Here is a 21180-nt window from a genome sequence, read left to right as displayed (position 1 = left end):
CACCATAGTAAAGGCATGCCGAATTGATAACTAAAATATAATTGGCAGCAAGGATCCGTATGCACAATGACCATATAGCCATCATTCTAAAACAACTTGAAACCGTGCTACTCGGTAAACCTCACCAAATAAAGCAGGCTTTGACCTGTATCTTGGCTCGTGGCCACTTACTGATAGAAGATCTACCTGGAATGGGAAAAACCAGTCTATCTCACGGCTTGGCACAAACCTTAGGGCTGAGCTATCAAAGGATCCAATTTACCAGTGATATGCTCCCAGCCGATATTCTCGGCGTCTCAATCTTCGATAAACAGCAAACTGAATTTGTGTTTCATCCTGGGCCTATTTTTAAACAGATGATCCTCGCGGATGAAATTAACCGGGCCAGTCCTAAAACTCAAAGTGCACTGTTAGAGGCCATGGCTGAGCAACAGATCACCGTAGATGGCAGTACTTACCTTTTGCCGCAGCCCTTTTTCGTTATCGCGACCCAAAACCCCAGTGAGCAATCGGGTACATTTCCACTTCCCGAATCCCAGCTAGACAGATTCATGATGAGGATATCCATTGGTTATCCTGCCCCCGACGCTGAGCTAGCGATGTTAAAAGGTCAAGATAGTCGCGCCCAAACGGAAATTTTACCCCAATGCCTCACTGCGTTAACCCTACAAGAATTGCAAGTCTGTACAGATAATGTCAGTGCATCAGATGCCTTACTGCAATACATCCTTGCCTTAGTAAACGCATCCAGAAATGAGCCCCAAGGCTCAGGGCTCTCGCCAAGAGCCAGTAAAGCGATACTACAAGCCGCAAAAGCTTGGGCATTTATTCATGGTAGAACGTACTTAGTTCCTGAAGACGTTCAGTCGATATTTCCTCACGTTGCAGAGCATCGAATTAGCTCACATTCAAAACAGCAAGGTGAAGCGTTATCGGCAAAAATAATCAACAGGATCAATCCAATACTTTAAGAAACATGTATGCAAGTTCAAAGAGAATCTTATTGAAAGCGCACCAATTTTTAGGCAAGTTTTTATAATAGGAGTTTATGCGAAACCGTCACAAACTAAACACAAAGATCAAGCAAAAATGGCAGCGATGGGTCTCCCGCAGAATTCCAGCAACAGAGCAAATAACCCTCAGCCATAAGAGCATTTTTATCCTGCCTACAGGGTTTGGACTGGCGTGGATTTTTCTATTCGTGTTACTCTTTTTATTTGGGACAAATTACCAAAATAACCTTGTAATGGGCTTAAGCTTTTTACTGTTAAGTATCTTTAATACCTGCATTATCTATAGTTATAAAAATTTAGCCGGACTCACCCTATCAAGTAGTAAAAGTAGCAACAGTTTTGCTGGTCAAGCCCTCTATTTCCCTATTAATTTAAGCTCACCAAATATTGCCTATGAGATCCAGCTTAACTTTCAAAATCAACCTTTAGAAGTTGTAAAAACAGTCAATCGGCACCAAACGCAAACCTTAGTAACCTTTAAGCACTCTCATCGCGGCTATAATCGTCCCGGCAGAATGAAAGTAGAAACTCGATACCCCCTCGGACTTTGCCGAGCCTGGTCACATGTCGATTTAACCTTAGCTCAGTTGGCATTCACACAGCCGGTAATTGACCCGAACCCCATTCAATTAAGTGTCCATCAAAGTGATGTTCCACAAGATAACGGCAAGTATGTGGCTGGCGTTGATGAATATAAAGGGCTAAAAGAGTACGTGGTTGGTGAGCCATTAAAACAAGTCGCTTGGAAACAGTGGGCTCAAGGACGCGGCATGTTAACCAAAGAGTTTGAAAAGCCACAAGGTGCACCTATGTGGTTATCCTTAGAGCCAACAACTAAAGATATAGAACTCGCATTAAGTTATCTTTCCTGGCATACCGAGCAGCTAAGTTCAAACAATCAGACCTTTGGCCTTGCAATCGACGGGATCTCAATCCCACCGTCTAACGGTGAACAACACCGAATTGAGGTTCAAACTCAATTAGCGTTATTTTCAAGCAATCGAGTCAGTCCTGAGCACCCGACGGATTTGCCCAACTTACACAATACCTCGCAAAGCAAACGACAACAAAGGGCTCATCCTACCCCCCAAGAAACACCACAACAGGTCAAGCTATGACGGCAAAAGAGAGCCAGAGGATCTCCCGTCATACATTAATGTGGTTACTGATCACCAATATCGCGATCTTGACACCGTTATATGAACAGGTCACGCTGTGGTCACTGTCTATTTGTGCCATCTGTATATTTTGGCGCATCGGGATCTATCTCGGTAAAGTCGCTAAACCACCCAAATGGTTAGTGACCAGCCTAGCTTTTGCTTCTGCAACAACACTTGCCATGGTTGCAGCACAGATTGGTGTCCTCACCGCAATGGTCAATCTACTCATCTTAGGTTACGCCCTTAAGTACATTGAGATGCGAAACCGCCGTGATGTGAGGGCCGTTGTACTGGTTGGCTACTTTCTTATCGCATTTACTTTTATTCAGCAGCAAACCTTACTTTCTACCCTGCACTTATTAGTGGTAACCGCCATTAATACCTGCGTGCTAATCAGCCTATATCACGATGAAGGCAACTTTAAATATGCCGCCACTCTAGGCAGTAAAATTATTTTTCAAAGCCTCCCGCTTGCGATTATTTTATTTCTCGTCTTGCCCCGCCTTCCTCCTTTGTGGATGGTACCACCACAAAATGGAGCCCAAACAGGACTCTCAGATAACGTCAGTTTTGGGGATATTAGCCAGCTTACGCGCTCTAGTGAACTGGCTTTTAGGGCCACTTTTGAGACGGGTGCGCCGAGCAATGACAAACTATATTGGCGTGCCATAGTAATGGAAGATTACGATGGACAAAATTGGACGCAAAACCCAAGGTTCACCAATTCCTATGATGGCCTCCCCAAAAATCAGCCCGCTATATTCGCCGAGCAAGCTTCAGCGCAATCGGTAAACCCGCCCGCTTTTCCCCTCACTCAGACTGAGGCCGCTAACCCAACTTCAACCGCCATCACCTATAGCGTCATTGCTGAGCCCAGCGCGCAGCAGTGGTTATTTGGTCTTGATGTCGCCACCAGCAATGATAAAACCATTCGCCAGCGTGCTGACCATACTCTTTATGCCAATAAGCCAATCGATCAAAGACGTATATATCAAGTCACCAGTTTTGATAACCGCATTATGGATCCTCTGCTTAGCGCTGAGAGTCGCGCGATTAACCTCGCGCTACCTAAGGCTGTTAACCCTCAAACCCGTGAATTAGCGGATAAGTTTGCCATAAGCTATCCGGTACAAGAAGATAGGCTCAACGCCATGATGCGCTACTTCACGCAGCAGCCCTACTTTTATACATTGCGTCCCCCGCGGGTTGGCAAGCAGCAAATTGATGACTTTCTTATCTATAACAAGGCGGGGTTTTGTGTGCATTACGCCAGTGCATTTGCATTTATGGCCAGAGCGACTGGGATCCCTGCACGATTAGTCACAGGCTACCAAGGGGCTGAGTTCAACCCAGCAGCAGGTTATTACAGTATTTATCAATACATGGCACATGCTTGGGTTGAGGTTTGGTTGCCCAATCTTGGCTGGGTGCGCTTCGACCCAACCGCAATGATTGCACCTGAGCGAGTCGAACAAGGCTTTGATGCTTTTTTTGATCCCGAAACAACCTATCTACTGGATAACCCCTTTAGCGCACTTGGCTATCGTGACAACGCCGCTCTTAATCAATTACGGATGCATGTTGCCTGTGTCGATTATTTTTGGAGTGTGTGGGTGCTTGGGTTTAATAGCCAAAAGCAGCAACGCGTATTAGAGGAGATTTTGGGTGAAGTCACTCAAACTAAACTGGCTATTTTTATCCTTATTAGCCTTTGTGTCATTGGCTTAGCCATCGCATACAGTGCTGGGTTAATCCAATTTCATCGCTCAAGTGATAAACACCTCAACGCCTATTACTCTGTATGTAAAATGCTCCGCCAGCGAGGGCTATCTAGGGAATATCATGAGGGACCTCAAGATTACAATCTTCGAGTGGCTGCAGCCTTCCCCGCCATCGCCGAGGACTTTGATAAATTAACCCAATATTTTGTGGCGATTAAATATCAAAAAGTCAGTAAAAGAGCCCTGAAACGTTTTTCTCGATTACTTATCAAGCAATCGAGATGGTTAAAAATCAATATCATCAAACAGAGATTGGCACTTAATAAAACAAACACATAGAATGGATTAATCCAGCAGTAACCTGCTCACCAAACTGCATTCTTGTTAAAGGAACGCCATGCTATACCTAGTCCAATCGAACCAAATGGAAGCGCTGTCACAGCTATTAGCTACAGAGCTGCGTACCCCATTACCTCATACCCCTTTGTTAATGCCTGAGCATATTTTGGTACAAAGCCCGGGGATGTCCACATGGTTAAGACTCGAAATAGCAAGGCAAAACAACATTGCAGCTGGGCTTGAGTTTCCACTGCCATCAAGCTTTATCTGGCAGCTATGCCATACCTTGCTTGATGATGTGCCTAAAGAGAATGCTTTCACCAAAGCGGCAATGACCTGGAAACTGATGGAATTGCTGCCCACACTTATCGACCATGAAGATTTTTTACCCTTGGCCAATTATCTTAATAATGGTAATGGTGAAGCGACTGAAAGCACTGTGATAAGTGGCAGTGACGCTGCAAGTGAAATGGCCGACGCGATTATTGAGCAAACAGAACAAAACCCACTTAAGTTATATCAACTCTGTGGTCAAATTGCCGATATCTTCGACCAATATTTAGTCTACCGTCCCGACTGGATCACCGCATGGGAAGCTAATGAACCAAGGTTGCCTCCAAAAGGTGACAAGCTCAGCCCAGCTCAAGCTTGGCAGCCTATTCTATGGCGCGCCCTTATTGACTTTAATGCCAATGGCTTAAATAAGAGTCGCTACCACCGTGCTAACTTGCATCAATCTTTATTCGATGCATTGGATGATCCGAATACCTGTTTAGACGCCTTACCTAGACGACTATTCGTCTTTGGGATCTCGTCCATGGCGCCGCAAACCCTCGATGTATTGCACTATTTAGCCAAGCGCATCGATGTGATCATGCTTAATCTCAGCCCGTGTCAGCATTATTGGGGAGACATTGTCGACCCGCGTTTGCGCGCACGTATGGCACTGCAGTACGCCGATAAACAAAAGCTAGAATTGGAGTGGGAAGATAAGCTTGAGGTTGGTAATCCAATCTTAGCCAATAATGGCAAAATGGGCCGTGAGTTACTTGACTTACTGTTAGAGTTGCCAGAAGAGCATACCGCATTCAATTTTGATTGCTACCAAGAGCCTAACACCGACACCATGCTCAGCGGCGTGCAATATGACGTTCTGGAGCTCAGTACCCGTGGTCAAAGCTTGGGGCCAGATGCCGCGCTTTATTTAAGCTTAGATGGCAGACGCGTTATCGACCCAAGCGATAACTCAATAACCGTTCGCAGTTGCCACAGCCCGCTTAGAGAAGTCGAGACCCTGCACGACCATCTGCTCGAGATGCTGTCTCGCCCTCTTTCTGACGGACAATCTCCACTAGCGGCAAAAGATATCGTGATCATGATGCCCGATGTTGCGGCCTACGCGCCTTACATCGATGCCGTATTTGGTGCTAAACAAGGCAGCCACTTTATCCCTTATGCGATAGCGGATCGCGGCGCCGCCCAAGAATCTCCTCTTATTTCAAGCTTTTTACACCTATTGAAAATTAATCAGAGTCGTTTTGGGCTTACCGATATTCTCAGTATTTTAGAAGTGCCAGCCGTACTGCGCCGCTTCGAACTAGACGATGACGGACTCGCCGTGATTAAGCGCTGGCTAGATCAAGCCGGCGTGCGCTGGGGACGTGATGAAACCAGTCGCACCGAATATCAACTGCCAGCATTTGAACAAAACTCATGGGCTTTTGGCATTAAACGCTTAATCTTAGGTTATAGCTTCAGTGATGACTCGCCACTCTATCAACACAGCTTATCGGTTAATGGTGTTGAGGGACAAACAGCGCAGGCGCTAGGAAAATTACTCGACTTTATCGAAGCGCTCGATGACGTGCATCAAGCACTTGCACAGGTTTGCAGCCTCAGTGAACGGATGGCGCAGCTAGAAGCCATACTCGAAAACTTCTATGAGGTTGATGACGATGAGATGGTGCAGCAGCAAGAGATCAGAGACGCCATCGTTAAACTCAATGAAGAGTTGACCGAAGCTGGACACACAACGCCGTTAACCATAGAAGTGCTACAAAACTGGTTTAATAGCCGTTTATCTGAATCTCGCGTAGGTCAGCGCTATCTTGCCGGAAGTGTTAATTTCTGTACCTTAATGCCAATGCGATCTATTCCATTCAAACTGGTTTGCTTACTCGGAATGAACGACGGCGTCTATCCGAGAGTACAGCATCCTGTTGGTTTCGATCTTGTGGCGCAAATGGGGCCAAGAAAAGGCGACCGCTCTCGTCGATTAGACGATAGATATCTATTTTTAGAAGCCATTTTATCGGCGCGTGAGCAACTTTATATCAGCTATATCGGTAACAGCGAGCGTGATGACTCTGAGCGGATCCCCTCTATGTTGGTCTCTGAGTTAATCGAGTATTGCCAACTGGTCTACTTGCCTAAAAGTTTAAAGAACGAACAAACTTCGGCGGAGCAAGTGTCCCCCGCATTGATCGATAACATCGAAAAACAGATCCGCGCGCACCTTATTAAAAAGCAACCACTGCAGCCGTTTGATAACCGACTTTATACTGCGCAAAATCCAGTGGCTAATGCTGAAACTCAAAGTGTTGAGCAACTAAACGGACACATTCAGCAGAGCTATTCGGCTCAGTGGTGCCCAGCCCCTATCAAGCCCGTTGATAGTCTGTCAGCAGAAACGCTGCGTCACTACAAACGTTTCATTGGACAAACCACACAGCTGCAACAGGTTAATGATGAAACAGATTTAACTAACACTGAACTTGAGCTTTCCGCCCTTATCCGCTTTTTTAGGAATCCGGCGCAGTACTTTTTTAACCGTACTTTAAAAGTCGATCTCGGACTTGATATTCAAGCCGATGATAATGACGAACCTTTTAGCTTAAACGCGCTTGAACGCTACAAACTGCAAGCCAAACTGTTAGACGACGCCATAGAAAGTGGTGAACAGCAGCCAGCAGCTGAATTATTAGAACGCTTAAAAGCTCAGGGAAACCTGCCGCTAAAGCCCTTCGACGACTTGATTTTAAATCAATATCTGCATGATATTAACCCTTTGATTGGACGAAGCTTATACCTAAAAGGTGAACACTCCCAATCGGTTAATATCGACCTTTTATTTGAAGATATTGGCTTGCACTTGGTGGGACGCATTGATGATTTGAGTGTAAAAGGACTTGTGAATTACCGACCCGGCACCGCCAATGGCCGCGACTTAATTCGTGTCTATTTAAGACACCTCTGCCTTTGTGCCATGCAAAGTCAGCCAGGGCTTAAAGCTGAGCTAGAACAGGAACTCAAACCAGAACTAAACCAAGAGCTAAGTAGCACGCCAATAACCAGCTACTTACTCGATATTGGCCATTTTCATGCGTTTGCCCCCATTACAGCAGAACAAGCAAAAGCGCAGTTGAGCCAATGGTTACACTGTTTTAAACAAGGTCAAGCACACCCCCTGATGTTTATGCCGCGAACAGCCCTGGCCTACGTAGAGGCTGAAGGCAGCCACAGACAGAAACTACTCGAAGCGCAGTCACAGTGGTTAGATGAGCAAAGTCAGTTAGGTGAAGGGCTAGAGCCCCACTTCCAACGTTTATTTAGCTTCCCTGAAGACTTTACTGAACAGAGCTTCGCAAAAACAGCCAATACACTACTTTCGCCACTATTAAGCTTGTATTACAAAGATAAACTCAGTGAGCTAGCCACTTTTGCAGAATCCGGTAACGATACCGTAAATTTGCAAGCTGCCTCTTCGCTAAATAGCCAAAGCGAGGCAAATTAAGATGAGTAATAATCAAGTAGAAAATATGACTTGTACAATAGAGCAGTCCATTACAGCCACTATCGTGACAGAACCTTTAAATACCCTGACACTGCCTTTTGGCGGCAGCCGCTTAATTGAGGCCAGTGCGGGGACAGGTAAAACCTTTACCATTGCAGGTTTGTACGTGCGCTTACTGCTTGGTCATGGTATTGAGTCACCGCTAACCTGTGAGCAAATCTTGGTGGTCACCTTTACCAATGCCGCCACAGGTGAGCTAAGGGATCGTATTCGTAAAAAGATCCAACTCGCCTATCGTCGCTTTATCGGCCTAGAGGTCGATGATGAGTTAATCAATGCGCTTTACGTTGCAACAGATGAAACTGCGCTCCCGATCGCCCGTAAACGCTTGGACTTGGCGCTTAAATCTCTCGATGAGGCCGCTATCTTTACTATTCACGGTTTTTGTCAGCGTATTTTAGCTGATATGGCCTTTGAATCTTCTTTATTATTTGAGTCTGAATTTACCCTAGATGATAGCGAGTTTTTACACCATGCGGTGAGAGATTTTTGGCGTGAAAAGTGCTATCCACTAAATGGCAGTTTAGCCCATGTTATCCAGTCAAAATTTAGTGAGCCGGATGTATTATCACGTCAACTCAGGCCACTACTGGGAGCCAGCAATGCCATTGCTCAGCCTCAACCTGAAGCCTTTGATAAGCTAGAAGCCAACCTCACTCAAAGTCTCAGCCGCTTTAAACTGAGTTGGCCAAAGGATCGCGAACAAACTGAAACCCTGTTACACGCATTGCCACTGAACGGGGCACGTTTCGGTAAAAAAGCAGACGGCTATCCAAAGCTTGCAAAGATGCTCGATGAACTCGATAACTGGGTAGCCTTTGGCCAGGGTCTCCCACCGGCAAAGGCACTTGAAGCGTTATCACTTAACAGCCTGAAATTGAATAAGGGCGGAGAGATCCCCACCGCTCAGCAAGCACCTATGCTGGATCATATAGAGCGGCTCACTCAGTTAATCGCCAGTTTAATTCCAAGCTTTCTTTATTGCGCCAGAGATGGCATTGCCAAGCGTTTTGCCAAGCAAAAACTTGAGCGCAACTTGCTTACACCTGATGATTTGTTGCTAACCCTTGCTGGTGCGCTGAGTGTATCAAAAGACAATATCTTAGCCCGCAGTATTAGCCAGCGCTTTCCGGTGGCATTAATCGATGAGTTTCAAGATACCGATCCGTTACAGTTTGAGATCTTTAACTCCATCTATCAAAGCACGGATCCTGATAGCGCCTCGGCGCAACAGGAGAAACTTAGTTTATTGATGATTGGCGATCCAAAACAAGCGATTTACGCATTTCGCGGCGCCGATATCCACACCTATATTCAGGCGCGAGAACAAACAGCCAAGCATTACAACTTAGACACTAACTATCGCTCGAATAAGCAGATGGTTGATGCCGTTAATGGGATTTTTAGCCACAGAGCAGACCCTTTTATTAGTCAGTCTATTCCGTTCGAACCCGTCAAAGCATCCAGTTTTGCTGATAAAAAAATCCTCAAAGAGCAACTAGCGGATAACAGCGCATTAAGACTTAGACTATTAAGCGAAGAGAGCGAAAAAGGCCTCAATAAAACCACGGCTCGACAGCTATTAGCCGATGACGTCGCCAATGAAATTGCTTTATTGCTCACAGATGCACAGCAAAACATTTGCACCATTGGCGATAAACCGCTCAAAGCCAAAGATATCGCCGTATTGGTCAGAGACCGACATGAAGCGAATGTTATAAAGTCAGCATTAAACTTACGCCAAATTGGTGCGGTATTTTTAAGTCGTGACAGCGTTTTTAATACCTTAGAAGCCCGAGAAATGGCGTTAGTGCTTTATGCTATGGCTGATCCCAAAGATGAGCGCGCATTAAGAAGTGCACTAGCTACATCACTATTAGGTTACAGTGCCGAGGCGATTCATCACTTCAATCAAGACGAAGATAAGCGCCAAACATTGCTCGAGCAATTTGCGCAGCTGCATCAAGTGTGGCTAAAGCGCGGCATTATGCCCGCGTTATTGACCTTGGCTAGCCAAACTCAGATCATCGAGCGTTTGCTAAATGCAGAAGAAGGTGAGCGACGCTTAACAGATTTTAGGCATCTCGGTGAGCTACTACAGCAAAAAGCCACCGAACTCGATGGCAGCAGCGCACTCATTAATTGGTTCGAACAAGCATTGATCGAAAATCAACCAAACGAAGACGCCCAGTTACGTTTAGAGAGTGAACAAAACCTCGTACAGATTGTGACAATCCATAAGAGTAAAGGGCTTGAGTACCCTATCTGTTTTGTACCGTTTGTCAGCTTAAGCCGTGATAATCGAAAAAAACCATCGCCTATGCTGTATCACGATAACAATAAACTTATCTGGGATATTGAGCAGAGCGAGGCTGGCTGGGAACATCAAAAACGTGAAACCTTGGCCGAAGATCTGCGCTTGCTCTATGTCGCGCTAACTCGCCCGGTGCTTAAGTGCTATCTGTATATTGCCAATCACAGCCGCTTTACTAAAAAGTCAGGTATGAGCAGTCAATTGCATGAAACCGCTATCGGCTACCTACTTGGGATTGAAGATAAAGCCTGTGATTATGACAGGCTACTTGCTCAAGCTAAACGATTGCAAGCCTCAAAACCCGATGCCATCAGCTTACAGGAACTCGCCGCTGCAGGCAGCGAAGATGAGCTCACTGCTGAGCCCATTATTCTGGCTAAAGAGGAGTCTGTAGAGGCTAACTTTGCCCCTAAAGTGCTCAAGCGCCCACATCTTACCCCTTGGCGAGTAGGCAGTTACTCTGGCCTTGTAAAACACTTAGCTCATGAGAAAGTGTTACCAGGTGCAGATGATGAAGTCTTTCCTGAGGTGGATGTCATTATCGATGAAGTCGATAACAACCCTTCTCGTTTTACCTTTGAGCGCGGGGCAAATGCAGGTAGCTTTATGCACTTAGTGTTAGAGCTAATTGATTTTACGCAGGCCGAAACCGACTTAGATGAGCAATTACCTATTGCCATGAGTAAATATGGCATAGACGAAACTTGGAGTGAGGTGCTTAAACAATGGTATCTCGACTTATTGAGCGCTCCCCTCGCCGCCGATGACTCTTTGAAGCTAGCGCAGTTATCATCACAGCAAAAACTGGTTGAAATGGAGTTTTATCTGCCAATATCTGCGCTTAATGCCGATAAGCTCAATAGCCTGTTGACTGAATTTGGTTATAGCGCAGGCCTGAGTTTTGATGATTTACAAGGCATGTTAAAAGGCTTTATAGATTTAACCTTTGAGCATAACAATCAGTACTTTATTGCCGATTACAAATCGAACCACCTAGGCGATGACTTAAGCCAATACCATTTCGCCAATATGCAGCAAGCCATTCGCTCTCACCGCTATGATCTGCAATATATTATCTACACGCTTGCCCTACACCGCTATCTTTCTCTGCGTATGGCAAACTACGATTACGATCTGCATATGGGTGGCAGTTTTTATCTGTTTTTAAGAGGTATGTCTGTTAATAGCCCGCAATCGGGGGTGTATTACGACAAGCCGCCAAAATTACTTATCGAAAAACTTGATGCGTTATTTGCAAACACGGTAACAGAACACAATAAGACTGACTCAATAGCACAAGATAATACCTCTGCGGAGCTCAAATGATAGTTACGACTCAGCCAATTAATGAACTTTTGAAACTGTGGCAAAATGAACGACTGCTCACTTCTCTGGATCGCCATTTTGCGCTTGAGATGACCAAGCTGCATCATGAGTCATCACCACTGTTTACACTTATCTGTGCGCTTGTTAGCCAACACCTATCGAGCCAACATACTTGCTTGCCGCTTAAACAGATCGATTTAACCAATCCGTTTAAAGAACAAACGAGCCAGTGCCAAATTAACATAGAGCAAAGCCTGCTTGAGCAAACGTTATTAGCATTCGATGCTATCGGCACCCCAGAAGATGACAATCTTAAGCCGCTTATTATTGATAAAGGTAACCTTTATCTACAGCGGTATTATTACTACGAAAAAGAGGTCGCAGGCGCGCTCAAACGTTTAGCCCATTCACCGCAATCTAGTGAGAACAGCAACAGTAATATTGAGCAAGCCAGCGAGTTACTGTCTAAGCTGTTCCCCCAGACCGAGTTACAATATGACTGGCAGAAAATTGCGACTGCGACAGCAATGACCAAGAAATTAGCGGTCATAACCGGCGGCCCCGGTACAGGTAAAACAACCACGGTCACTAAGCTGCTGTATTTGTTGTGCTCAAGGCAAGAGCTAACCATTCGACTCGTCGCGCCAACCGGTAAAGCGGCTGCGCGGTTAAGTGAGTCGATTAAGGCCTCAAAACAGCGACTTGCTAATGATTTAAGCCAAGCTAATGTTGCTGATCTAGATAAAAATATTGCCAATATTCCTGAAGAAGCGGCCACCTTACACCGCTTATTAGGCGTTATTCCTAATTCACACCAGTTTAGGCACCATAAAGATAACAAGTTAAGGCTCGATCTCTTGGTTATCGATGAAGCTTCTATGGTCGACTTACCTATGATGCACAAAGTTTTATCTGCACTACCAGAGCACGCCAGACTCATTTTACTTGGCGATCAAGATCAGCTGGCCTCGGTAGAAGCCGGTGCGGTACTCGCTGATATTTGCCAAGGTTTGAAGCAAGTGTCTAAAACGACTAAGCAGAGCCGCTGGCATATGCGCTATTCACCATCCCAGGCAACGCTACTGAGTCAATTAACTCACACGGGGTTATCTGAGTTTATCAACCCTAACCCCCAGATTGGCGACAGCCTTTGTATGTTAATGCACAGTCATCGTTTCAAAGGCGACGCCGGCATTGGCCAACTCGCAGCAGCGGTGAATCACTCTAATATTGCTCGTATTGCGCAGGTATGGCAAACAGGCTATCAGGAGTTACTGTGGATAGAGCATGGATTAGTCAACCCACAAAATGCCAGTTCCCAGAGCAACATTGGACTTGAGAGCCTATTGGCTCAGGCCGTTGAACAATATGGTGTTTATTTAGCTGCTATACGCCAAACAATTAGCGGTCAAACACAAGCGAATCAAACTGATAGTGATGCTGAAGCGACTATTGACCGCTTTAATCAATACCGTATTTTATGTGCTATGCGAGCGGGTGAATATGGCGTCGAGGGGATCAATCAAGGTGTGACCACGGCACTCGCCGCGCAAGGTCTAATCAATCCAGAACAGGAGTTTTACGCCGGACGGCCAATTATTATTCAAAGTAACGATTACAATCTTGGGCTATTTAACGGTGATATTGGGCTTATTTTACCCGATAGTAACAGTGCAACGGGCCGCTTAATGGCACATTTCATTCAAGCGGACGGTAGCTTACTGAAAGTATTACCCGCAAGACTGCCAAGCCACGAAACCTGCTATGCCATGACGGTACATAAAAGCCAGGGCAGTGAGTTTAGCCATGTCTCATTGGTATTGCCGATAAGACCCAGTATTGCCCAGCAACAGTTACTATCTAAAGAGTTAATTTATACGGCCATTACTCGCGCTAAGCACCACTTTACCTGCCTAGGCACCCAAAAGGTTTTTGAACACGCAAGCACCTGCCTAACCCAGCGAGCATCGGGCTTAGCTCAGCGATTATGGCGCGATGAATAAGCCAAATAGACGACATGCTGAGTATTAATAAAATTAGCATGTAAATTATGATAAATACTCGAATACAAAAGCAGCATTTAAGCGAAATCGGCTCGGCAAAACTTGCATTAAAAAGTGATTAGGCCATAGTGAGCGAGTAATTAAATAGAGGTCACAGGTGGAGACAAAATGATCCAAAAGAATTTATTACTATTGTGTGGCGGCGGTGGCGATGAGCACAGTATCTCACTCTTATCAGCCAATTTTTTCGAAGCTCAATTAGCGACTCAACCACACTTCAATGTGCTGCGAGTCGAGCTCAATGCCAAAGGCCAATACCACACTCAATCGGGTGAGCTTTGCGAGTTGACTAACAGTAAACAAATTCGCTTCGACGATGAGAGCAAAACACCTTGGGATGTTGATTACGTAATTCCTTGCATTCACGGCTATCCAGGCGAAACGGGAGATATTCAATCTTATTTTGAGTTAATCAACCTTCCTTACTTTGGCTGTGACTCAGAGGCGAGCAGTAACTGCTTCAATAAAGTCACCGCTAAAATGTGGTTCACTGCGCTGGGGATCCCTAATACGCCGTATATTTTCCTAAACGAGTTTAATCAACAAGCCATTGAAGAGACTGAACTTGCACTAGAAAAGTGGGGTTCTATTTTTATCAAAGCTGCATCACAAGGTTCATCGGTTGGTTGCTATCGCGTTGATAATAAAGAGCAACTATCAAGCTCTTTAGAAGAGGCATTTAAGTATTCACCTTATGTTGTGGTTGAAAAAACCATTAACGCTCGTGAGCTAGAAGTCGCCACCTATGAAGTGAACGGTGAAATCATCGCCACTAAACCGGGTGAGATCATTTGTGCCAGTAACACTTTCTATAGCTTCGATGAAAAGTATGCTGAAAATAGCCAAGCACAAACAGTGATTGAAGCCGATGTTGATGAGGTTATTGCTAAGCAAATTCAAGACTATGCAATAAAAGTCTTTAAAGGCATGAAGTTAAGACACCTGTCGAGAATTGACTTCTTCTTAACTGATGACAATGAGATCTTGTTAAACGAGATCAATACCTTTCCAGGGCAAACACAGATCTCTATGTTCCCTAAGATGCTGCAAAACCACGGTCATAACTTTGCAGAATATCTATCAGGTAACATCATGGCGCAGCTTAAAAAGTCACGCTGGCAGTAAGACCGCTATAAACTAATTCTGACACCATAGCGTAAGTATAAAGCATCAATAAAACCATCTTGATACATTGCCAATAAGGCTGCGTCGAGGTGGTTTTTTACCCTAGGAGTTAAACCTATATTACACGCCATTGCTTGTATTGAAGTATAAAATACCAACTCCGGCTCACCCAGTTCGACATTCATCACTCGCATATCTTCTCGAGCACTCATTAACTCCGACGCCATTAAGTCAATACGGTTATATTGCAGTTTTTTAATATTTTGCCTTCGTAACGATGCCAATTCGACGTTATAACCTAAATCCAATAAATATTCAGCAATGCCACTGCCTAAGTAAGAACCTATGGTCAACGATTTTGCATCACTTAAATTAGCCAACGAAAGTTTTTGACTGTCTGAACTAAAAAGCCCGTATCGAGAGATCAGCATAGGGCTTATCCATTGATATTTTGCTTCTCGTTCTTGGCTCCGCTCAACCGGAGTAACGCAGTAATTATCATGTTGTAGCGTCGTCAATAATGCCCGCTTTAACGGGACAAACGTCAATTGGTAATCTAACTGCGCACGCTCAAATAACTCTGCGAGTAACTCGACCAATAAGCCTTTTTGCGCCCCGAGTTCTATATAAGCAAATGGCTGTGCTTGATAGGTTAATACCTGCAAACTAAACTGTTTCGCCCCCTGTTCTGCATCAAATGGCAAGGTCATTTGCTGCGTAGTGCTAACCGTGAAACTATCGCTTGGTGTCACCACACTATGGGCCTGCACAGAGAAAGCCATCAGCAATAAGACTGGCCAGCAAATATTATTGCCAAACACGTATAGCCTCCTCATAAGGTAATGTCCGTCCCTTTGGTTTGTCATTGTTTATCATTTTAGGTGCGCCTGGACTTTCAAGCCAAGCTTCAATACTTGTGATGGGATTTAATTTAGGTTCACACCGTTGCATATCACTATGCTCAAGACTGGCTAAATGCTCGTCAACGACCTGCGCCATTTGATCTAACGCTTGCTGAGCGGTCTTATCGCCCTCGACAACCATTGCGATATGGCGCCACCAATATTTAGCGATACCAGGGTAATCGGGAACATTATTACCTGTAGGAGTCCAGACTTGGCGCCCACGACTGCGATAAAACTCAATTAAGCCACCTAAATAGGGAGCGAGTTCAGTAACTTGCTTCGACTCAAGATCCGATAACCTTACTGGAGTGTAGCCCTTAAGAAACTTCTTTAAACTCACGGTTTTTGAAACAACAAATTGGGCGTAGAGCCAAGCAGCTTGCCGCCTTTCTAATGGTGTCGATTTTAAAAAAGTCCAAGCACCTGCATCTTGATAACCCGACTTCATCCCCTCTTGCCAGTATTTTCCTACTGGCGAGGGGGCTACGCGCCACTTTGGCGTACCATCTTCATTTATGAGCGTTGAGCCCGGTATGACAAAATTTTCAATGCCAGCGCTATACCAAAATATTTGCTGGGCAATCACCCCTTTCGCAGCCCAGCCAAGAGATTGTGAAAAGTACAACTCCTTCGCCTCTGGTGGCGCATATTTAAGCCAATCGACATATTTTTCAACCGCATAAACAGCTGCTGGGCTATTGAGCGCGCCACCTCTTGAGGTACTCGCGCCAATGGGGTGACAGTCTTCAACACGGATCCCCCACTCATCGACTGGTTTACCATTAGGGAGTCCCTTATCACCTACCCCCGCCATGGAAAGCCAAGCATCAGATATTCGCCAGCCTAAGGAAGGATGTTTTTTAGCATAATCCATATGGCCATAAATTCGCTTGCCGTCGATAACTTTAACTTTTTCACTAAAAAACTCGGCAATGTCTTCGTAGGCTTGCCAATTTTGAGGCACAGCTAGCTCATAGCCGTACAAGCTGCTAAATAAGTTTTTAAGTTCTGGTCTAGCAAACCAATCTTTTCGGTACCAATACAGGTTCACAAATTGCTGATCGGGTAACTGATATAACTTACCACCCGGACTGGCTGTAAAGCTCAAACCAATGAAGTCTGATAAATCAATTGTGGGAGAGGTGACTTTTTTACCCGAACCAATAATAAAGTCACTTAAAGGCACAACATAGTTTTGCCTAAAATGGGTGCCAATGAGGTCACTGTCACTGATATAGCCATCATACAAATTTTGATTAGTGGTATTTTGTATCGACATTTTTTGCAAAACATCAGCCTCCCCAGTCACTTCATGAATAACATGGATCCCAGTTATCTCATAAAATGCTTTTGCTAAGACTTCTGATTCATAAATATGCGTAGCTATCCGCTCAGAGGTCACTCTGATAGTGAGGTGTCGATAAGGTTCAGCAGCATCAATAAACCACTGCATCTCTTGCATCTGCTCAGCTTTCGTCAGAGTCGATGGCTGAAACGATTTAGCAACCCAACCTTCAGCGGCATCTTGATTGTCACTGGCAAAAGCGGGGCCTAAAAATAAAGACAGACTGAATAAAGAATTGCGTAATAAGCACTGTTGAATCACCTATCTGCTCCCTGATAGTGATTTGAAATGAATTGTTTTGTCTATTGTTAAAAAACAAAGTCATCCGATGATAACTTAATAAAGTAAAGGAAAATAAGTAAAAAGCCAGCGCAATTTGCGCTGGCTTTTTACTTTCAGACCATCCCCTTCATACAAAGCTTACCAGCCTTGTATCCCCTGCATATCAGGAAGGTGATGGGCGATGCCTTTATGGCAATCGATACAGGTCTTCTCACCACTGGCTAAAGAGGTGGAGTGCATCTTAGCCGCTCGCGGTGATTGACGAGTGAAGTCCATGTAGTCAAAGTTGTGGCAATTTCGACACTCTAGCGAGTCATTTGCTTTTAAACGCGCCCACTCATGCTCTGCAAGTTCACGGCGTTTCTCTTCAAACTTTTCGCGGGTACTGATCGTACCAAACACCTTACCCCAAACTTCTTTAGACGCCTGCATCTTACGGGCTATCTTATCGGTCCAGTTGTGAGGCACGTGACAATCAGGACAGGTTGCACGTACTCCGCTTCGGTTAGTAAAGTGAATTGTAGATTGCATCTCTTGGTAAACGTTGTTTTCCATCTCATGGCAACCAATACAAAACGCTTCTTGGTTGGTCACTTCTAGGGCTGTGTTAAATCCCCCCCAGAAAATCACCCCAGCAACAAACCCACCGAGTGTTAAAAAGCCTAAACTATAATGAACACTAGGCTTTCTAAGCACTGTCCAAACCTGATTAAGGGAGGAACGTAATTTTGCTAGCATAACGGCTCCTAGTGCGCTTTTTTATTAGAATCGGCTTTCATCAACTGGTCCATATCCACAAACTCATTCGGCACTAAAATCTTAGCGTCCAGTTGTGGTACGTGGCACTGAGTACAAAAGTATCGTCTTGGTGATAATGTCGCGAGAAAATTATTCTCTCTATCCATATAGTGGGTCACGCTGACCATAGGCGCTTGTGAGTCACCCGTTCGGCTGCGAGCATGACAAGACATACACTTATTCACCTTTAAGTTGACCTGATAACCATCAATCTTATGGGGGATGACAGGCGGCTGCATTGGATAGTTACGCACTTCCTTAACATCTGAGTTAATCACTTTTTGCATTGCCGGTGATGTAGGCTCAGCATTGAGCGGTGCATCACGTAATGTTGCTATTTTATCGGCTGGAATTGCCTGCTCAGCTACGCTAAATCCACTCGCTAAAGAGAAACTCATCAAAGCAGCGACAGAGACTTGTGTTAATGTTTTCATGATCTTTCTCCTTATGCCTTGACGATTTTCACTGCGCACTTCTTAAAGTCTGTTTGCTTTGACAAAGGATCCGTAGCATCTAAGGTCACTTTGTTAATCAACTGACTTGCATCAAACCAAGGCACAAAAACTAATCCAACTGGTGGCTTATTACGGCCACGTGTTTCAACCCGGGTCTTAATCTCACCACGGCGAGAGATGACTCTAACTTCATCGCCACGGCGTAATCCTCGCTTCTTAGCATCTTGTGGGTGCATAAAACAAACCGCATCAGGGAAAGCACGATACAGTTCTGGGACTCGCTGAGTCATTGAACCTGAATGCCAATGCTCAAGCACTCGACCGGTTGATAACCAGATATCAAACTCTTCATCTGGCGACTCTGCTGCGGGTTCGTATGGCAATGCGAAGATAACCGCTTTTCCGTCTGGCTTACCGTAGAACTCAAAACCAGAACCTGGCTTCACATACGGATCGCTTCCTTCTCTAAAGCGCCATTTAGTTTCTTTGCCATTCACTACCGGCCAGCGCAGACCATGCACTTCATGGTAGGTATCAAATGGGGCGAGGTCATGAGCATGACCTCGTCCAAAGGTGGCATATTCTTCAAATAGGCCTTTTTGCACATAGAAGCCAAAGTCTTCAGCTTCATCATTCATGTATTTGCTATCACGATCAGACAATGGGAACTTCTCAACATTGCCATTTTGATAAAGCACTTCAAATAGCGTTTTGCCTTTAAACTCAGGATTAGCGGCAAGCACATCTGCTGGCCACACTTCATCAGTGGTAAAACGCTTCGAGAACTCCATTAACTGCCAAAGATCTGAACGAGACTCACCAGGCGCTTTAACCATCTGATGCCAGAACTGAGTACGGCGTTCAGCGTTACCGTAAGCGCCCTCTTTTTCTACCCACATCGCTGTTGGTAAAATTAAGTCGGCAGCCTGCGTGGTCACAGTTGGATAAGCATCAGACACCACAATGAAGTTTTCAGGGTTACGATAACCCGGTAAACCTTCTTCGTTAATATTAGGGCCTGCCTGCATATTGTTATTTACCTGCACCCAATAAGCATTGATATCGCCATCTTTTAAGCGACGATTTTGCTCGACAGCATGATAGCCCGGCTTTGGCGGAATAATGCCACTTGGGATCCGCCAAATCTTCTCAGCAATCGCTCTGTGCTTTGGGTTTTTAACAACCATGTCAGCAGGTAGCCGGTGTGAGAACGTACCAACCTCACGCGCTGTACCACATGCTGATGGTTGACCGGTTAGCGAGAATGGGCTGTTACCCGGCGTTGAGATTTTGCCCGTTAATAGGTGAATATTGTAGATAAGGTTATTACACCACACTCCCCGCGTATGCTGGTTAAAGCCCATGGTCCAAAATGAGGTGACTTTTGTATTAGGGTCGGCGTACAGCTCAGCCAGTTCAATCAATTTATGCTCTGGTACACCAGAAAGTTCACTGACAGATTTCACATCATAATCTGCTACAAACTCTTTAAATGCCTCAAAGTCGATTGGCGTTGAGTCGCCCGCGGTTTTAACGTTTTTAGCCGCCTGTTGCAGTGGATGAGATGGGCGCAATCCATAACCAATATCGGTCTCGCCTTTGCGGAAGTTAACGTGCTTATTAACAAAGTCCCAGTTAACTTTATCGTTTTGAATAATATAGTTGGCAATAAAATTCAGCATGGCTAAATCAGTTTGCGGCGTAAATACAATTCCCAAATCGGCTAAATCAAATGAGCGATGCTCGAAGGTCGATAGCACTGAAACTTTCACATGTGGCGCGCTTAAGCGACGATCGGTCACTCGGCTCCATAAGATAGGATGCATTTCAGCCATATTAGAGCCCCAAAGCACAAATGCATCGGCAGCTTCCATGTCATCATAACAACCCATTGGCTCATCGATACCGAAGGTACGCATGAAACCGCCTACCGCAGATGCCATACAGTGACGTGCGTTAGGGTCGATATTGTTTGAGCCAAAGCCCGCTTTCATTAATTTTGAAGCGGCATAACCTTCCCAGACAGTCCATTGACCTGAGCCAAACATACCGATAGCTGTTGGCCCTTTATCTTTAATGGTTTTTTTCCACTTTTGTGCCATGGTATCAAACGCAGTATCCCAAGAAACTGGCGTAAACTCGCCGTTTTTATCGTACTTACCATCTGTCATACGCAGCATCGGCGTTTGAAGTCTATCTTTACCGTACATGATCTTAGATAGGAAGTAGCCCTTAATACAGTTCAGGCCTTTATTCACTTCACTTTCTGCATCACCGTGTGTTGCAACCACTTTGCCGTCACGTGTCGCGACAATCACCGAGCAGCCCGTACCACAAAAACGGCACGGTGCCTTGTTCCATTCGAGTTTTGTTTCTTCAGAACTTGTGATCAGGTTACTCGCCGTTGCGGGTAAAGCTAAACCTGCTACGCTCGCAGCTGTTAATGCGGCGTTAGCTTTCATAAATTCACGTCTGTTCATT

At 45.1% G+C, this 21180-nt stretch carries 12 protein-coding genes; 7 read left to right on the top strand and 5 right to left on the bottom strand.

Annotated features, from left to right (window positions below; translation table 11 throughout):
- Positions 1 to 59: 59 nt before the first annotated feature.
- The 7 genes from ACVBJC_RS05885 (at position 60) to ACVBJC_RS05855 (ending at position 14914) form a co-directional block, all read left to right on the top strand.
- Complete coding sequence (locus ACVBJC_RS05885; RefSeq protein ID WP_447159885.1) at positions 60 to 971, top strand: AAA family ATPase; 912 nt, start codon at positions 60 to 62, stop codon at positions 969 to 971.
- A gap of 77 nt (positions 972 to 1048) precedes the next feature.
- Positions 1049 to 2131 (top strand): DUF58 domain-containing protein, encoded by a 1083-nt coding sequence (locus tag ACVBJC_RS05880; protein WP_447159886.1) that lies wholly within the window; start codon positions 1049 to 1051, stop codon positions 2129 to 2131.
- Entirely contained in the window at positions 2128 to 4233 is a 2106-nt protein-coding gene (locus ACVBJC_RS05875; protein WP_447159887.1) for a transglutaminase TgpA family protein, read from the top strand. The genes ACVBJC_RS05880 and ACVBJC_RS05875 overlap by 4 nt, the downstream gene beginning before the upstream one ends.
- 58 nt (positions 4234 to 4291) lie before the next feature.
- Complete coding sequence (gene recC / locus ACVBJC_RS05870) at positions 4292 to 8026, top strand: exodeoxyribonuclease V subunit gamma (RefSeq protein WP_447159888.1); 3735 nt, start codon at positions 4292 to 4294, stop codon at positions 8024 to 8026.
- Positions 8027 to 8051: 25 nt separating this feature from the next.
- Positions 8052 to 11726, top strand: coding sequence for an exodeoxyribonuclease V subunit beta (gene recB, locus ACVBJC_RS05865; protein ID WP_447160013.1), 3675 nt, complete (start codon positions 8052 to 8054; stop codon positions 11724 to 11726).
- Complete coding sequence (gene recD, locus ACVBJC_RS05860) at positions 11723 to 13729, top strand: exodeoxyribonuclease V subunit alpha (protein ID WP_447159889.1); 2007 nt, start codon at positions 11723 to 11725, stop codon at positions 13727 to 13729. Before recB ends, recD begins: the two co-directional genes overlap by 4 nt.
- A 168-nt stretch (positions 13730 to 13897) precedes the next feature.
- Entirely contained in the window at positions 13898 to 14914 is a 1017-nt protein-coding gene (locus tag ACVBJC_RS05855; RefSeq protein ID WP_447159890.1) for a D-alanine--D-alanine ligase, read from the top strand.
- 5 nt (positions 14915 to 14919) lie between these two features.
- Here the strand turns inward: ACVBJC_RS05855 and ACVBJC_RS05850 are convergent, their stop codons facing one another.
- The 5 genes from ACVBJC_RS05850 to napA form a co-directional block, all read right to left on the bottom strand.
- On the bottom strand, positions 14920 to 15735 hold the full coding sequence (locus ACVBJC_RS05850; RefSeq protein ID WP_447159891.1) for a substrate-binding periplasmic protein: 816 nt from the start codon (positions 15733 to 15735) through the stop codon (positions 14920 to 14922).
- A complete protein-coding gene (locus tag ACVBJC_RS05845; RefSeq protein WP_447159892.1) occupies positions 15722 to 17425 on the bottom strand; it encodes an ABC transporter substrate-binding protein in 1704 nt (567 codons plus the stop codon). Before ACVBJC_RS05845 ends, ACVBJC_RS05850 begins: the two co-directional genes overlap by 14 nt.
- A 159-nt stretch (positions 17426 to 17584) precedes the next feature.
- Positions 17585 to 18184, bottom strand: a complete 600-nt coding sequence (locus ACVBJC_RS05840) for a cytochrome c3 family protein (RefSeq protein WP_447159893.1) — start codon at positions 18182 to 18184, stop codon at positions 17585 to 17587.
- Between the two features lie 8 nt (positions 18185 to 18192).
- Positions 18193 to 18678, bottom strand: coding sequence for a nitrate reductase cytochrome c-type subunit (locus ACVBJC_RS05835; RefSeq protein ID WP_447159894.1), 486 nt, complete (start codon positions 18676 to 18678; stop codon positions 18193 to 18195).
- Between the two features lie 11 nt (positions 18679 to 18689).
- Positions 18690 to 21179, bottom strand: coding sequence for a nitrate reductase catalytic subunit NapA (gene napA / locus ACVBJC_RS05830; RefSeq protein WP_447160014.1), 2490 nt, complete (start codon positions 21177 to 21179; stop codon positions 18690 to 18692).
- Between the last annotated feature and the right edge of the window lies 1 nt (position 21180).

It is taken from the genome of Shewanella sp. 0m-6 (assembly GCF_052977325.1).
Note: the sequence above shows the minus strand (reverse complement) of the source record. Positions and strands in the feature narration are given on the sequence as shown.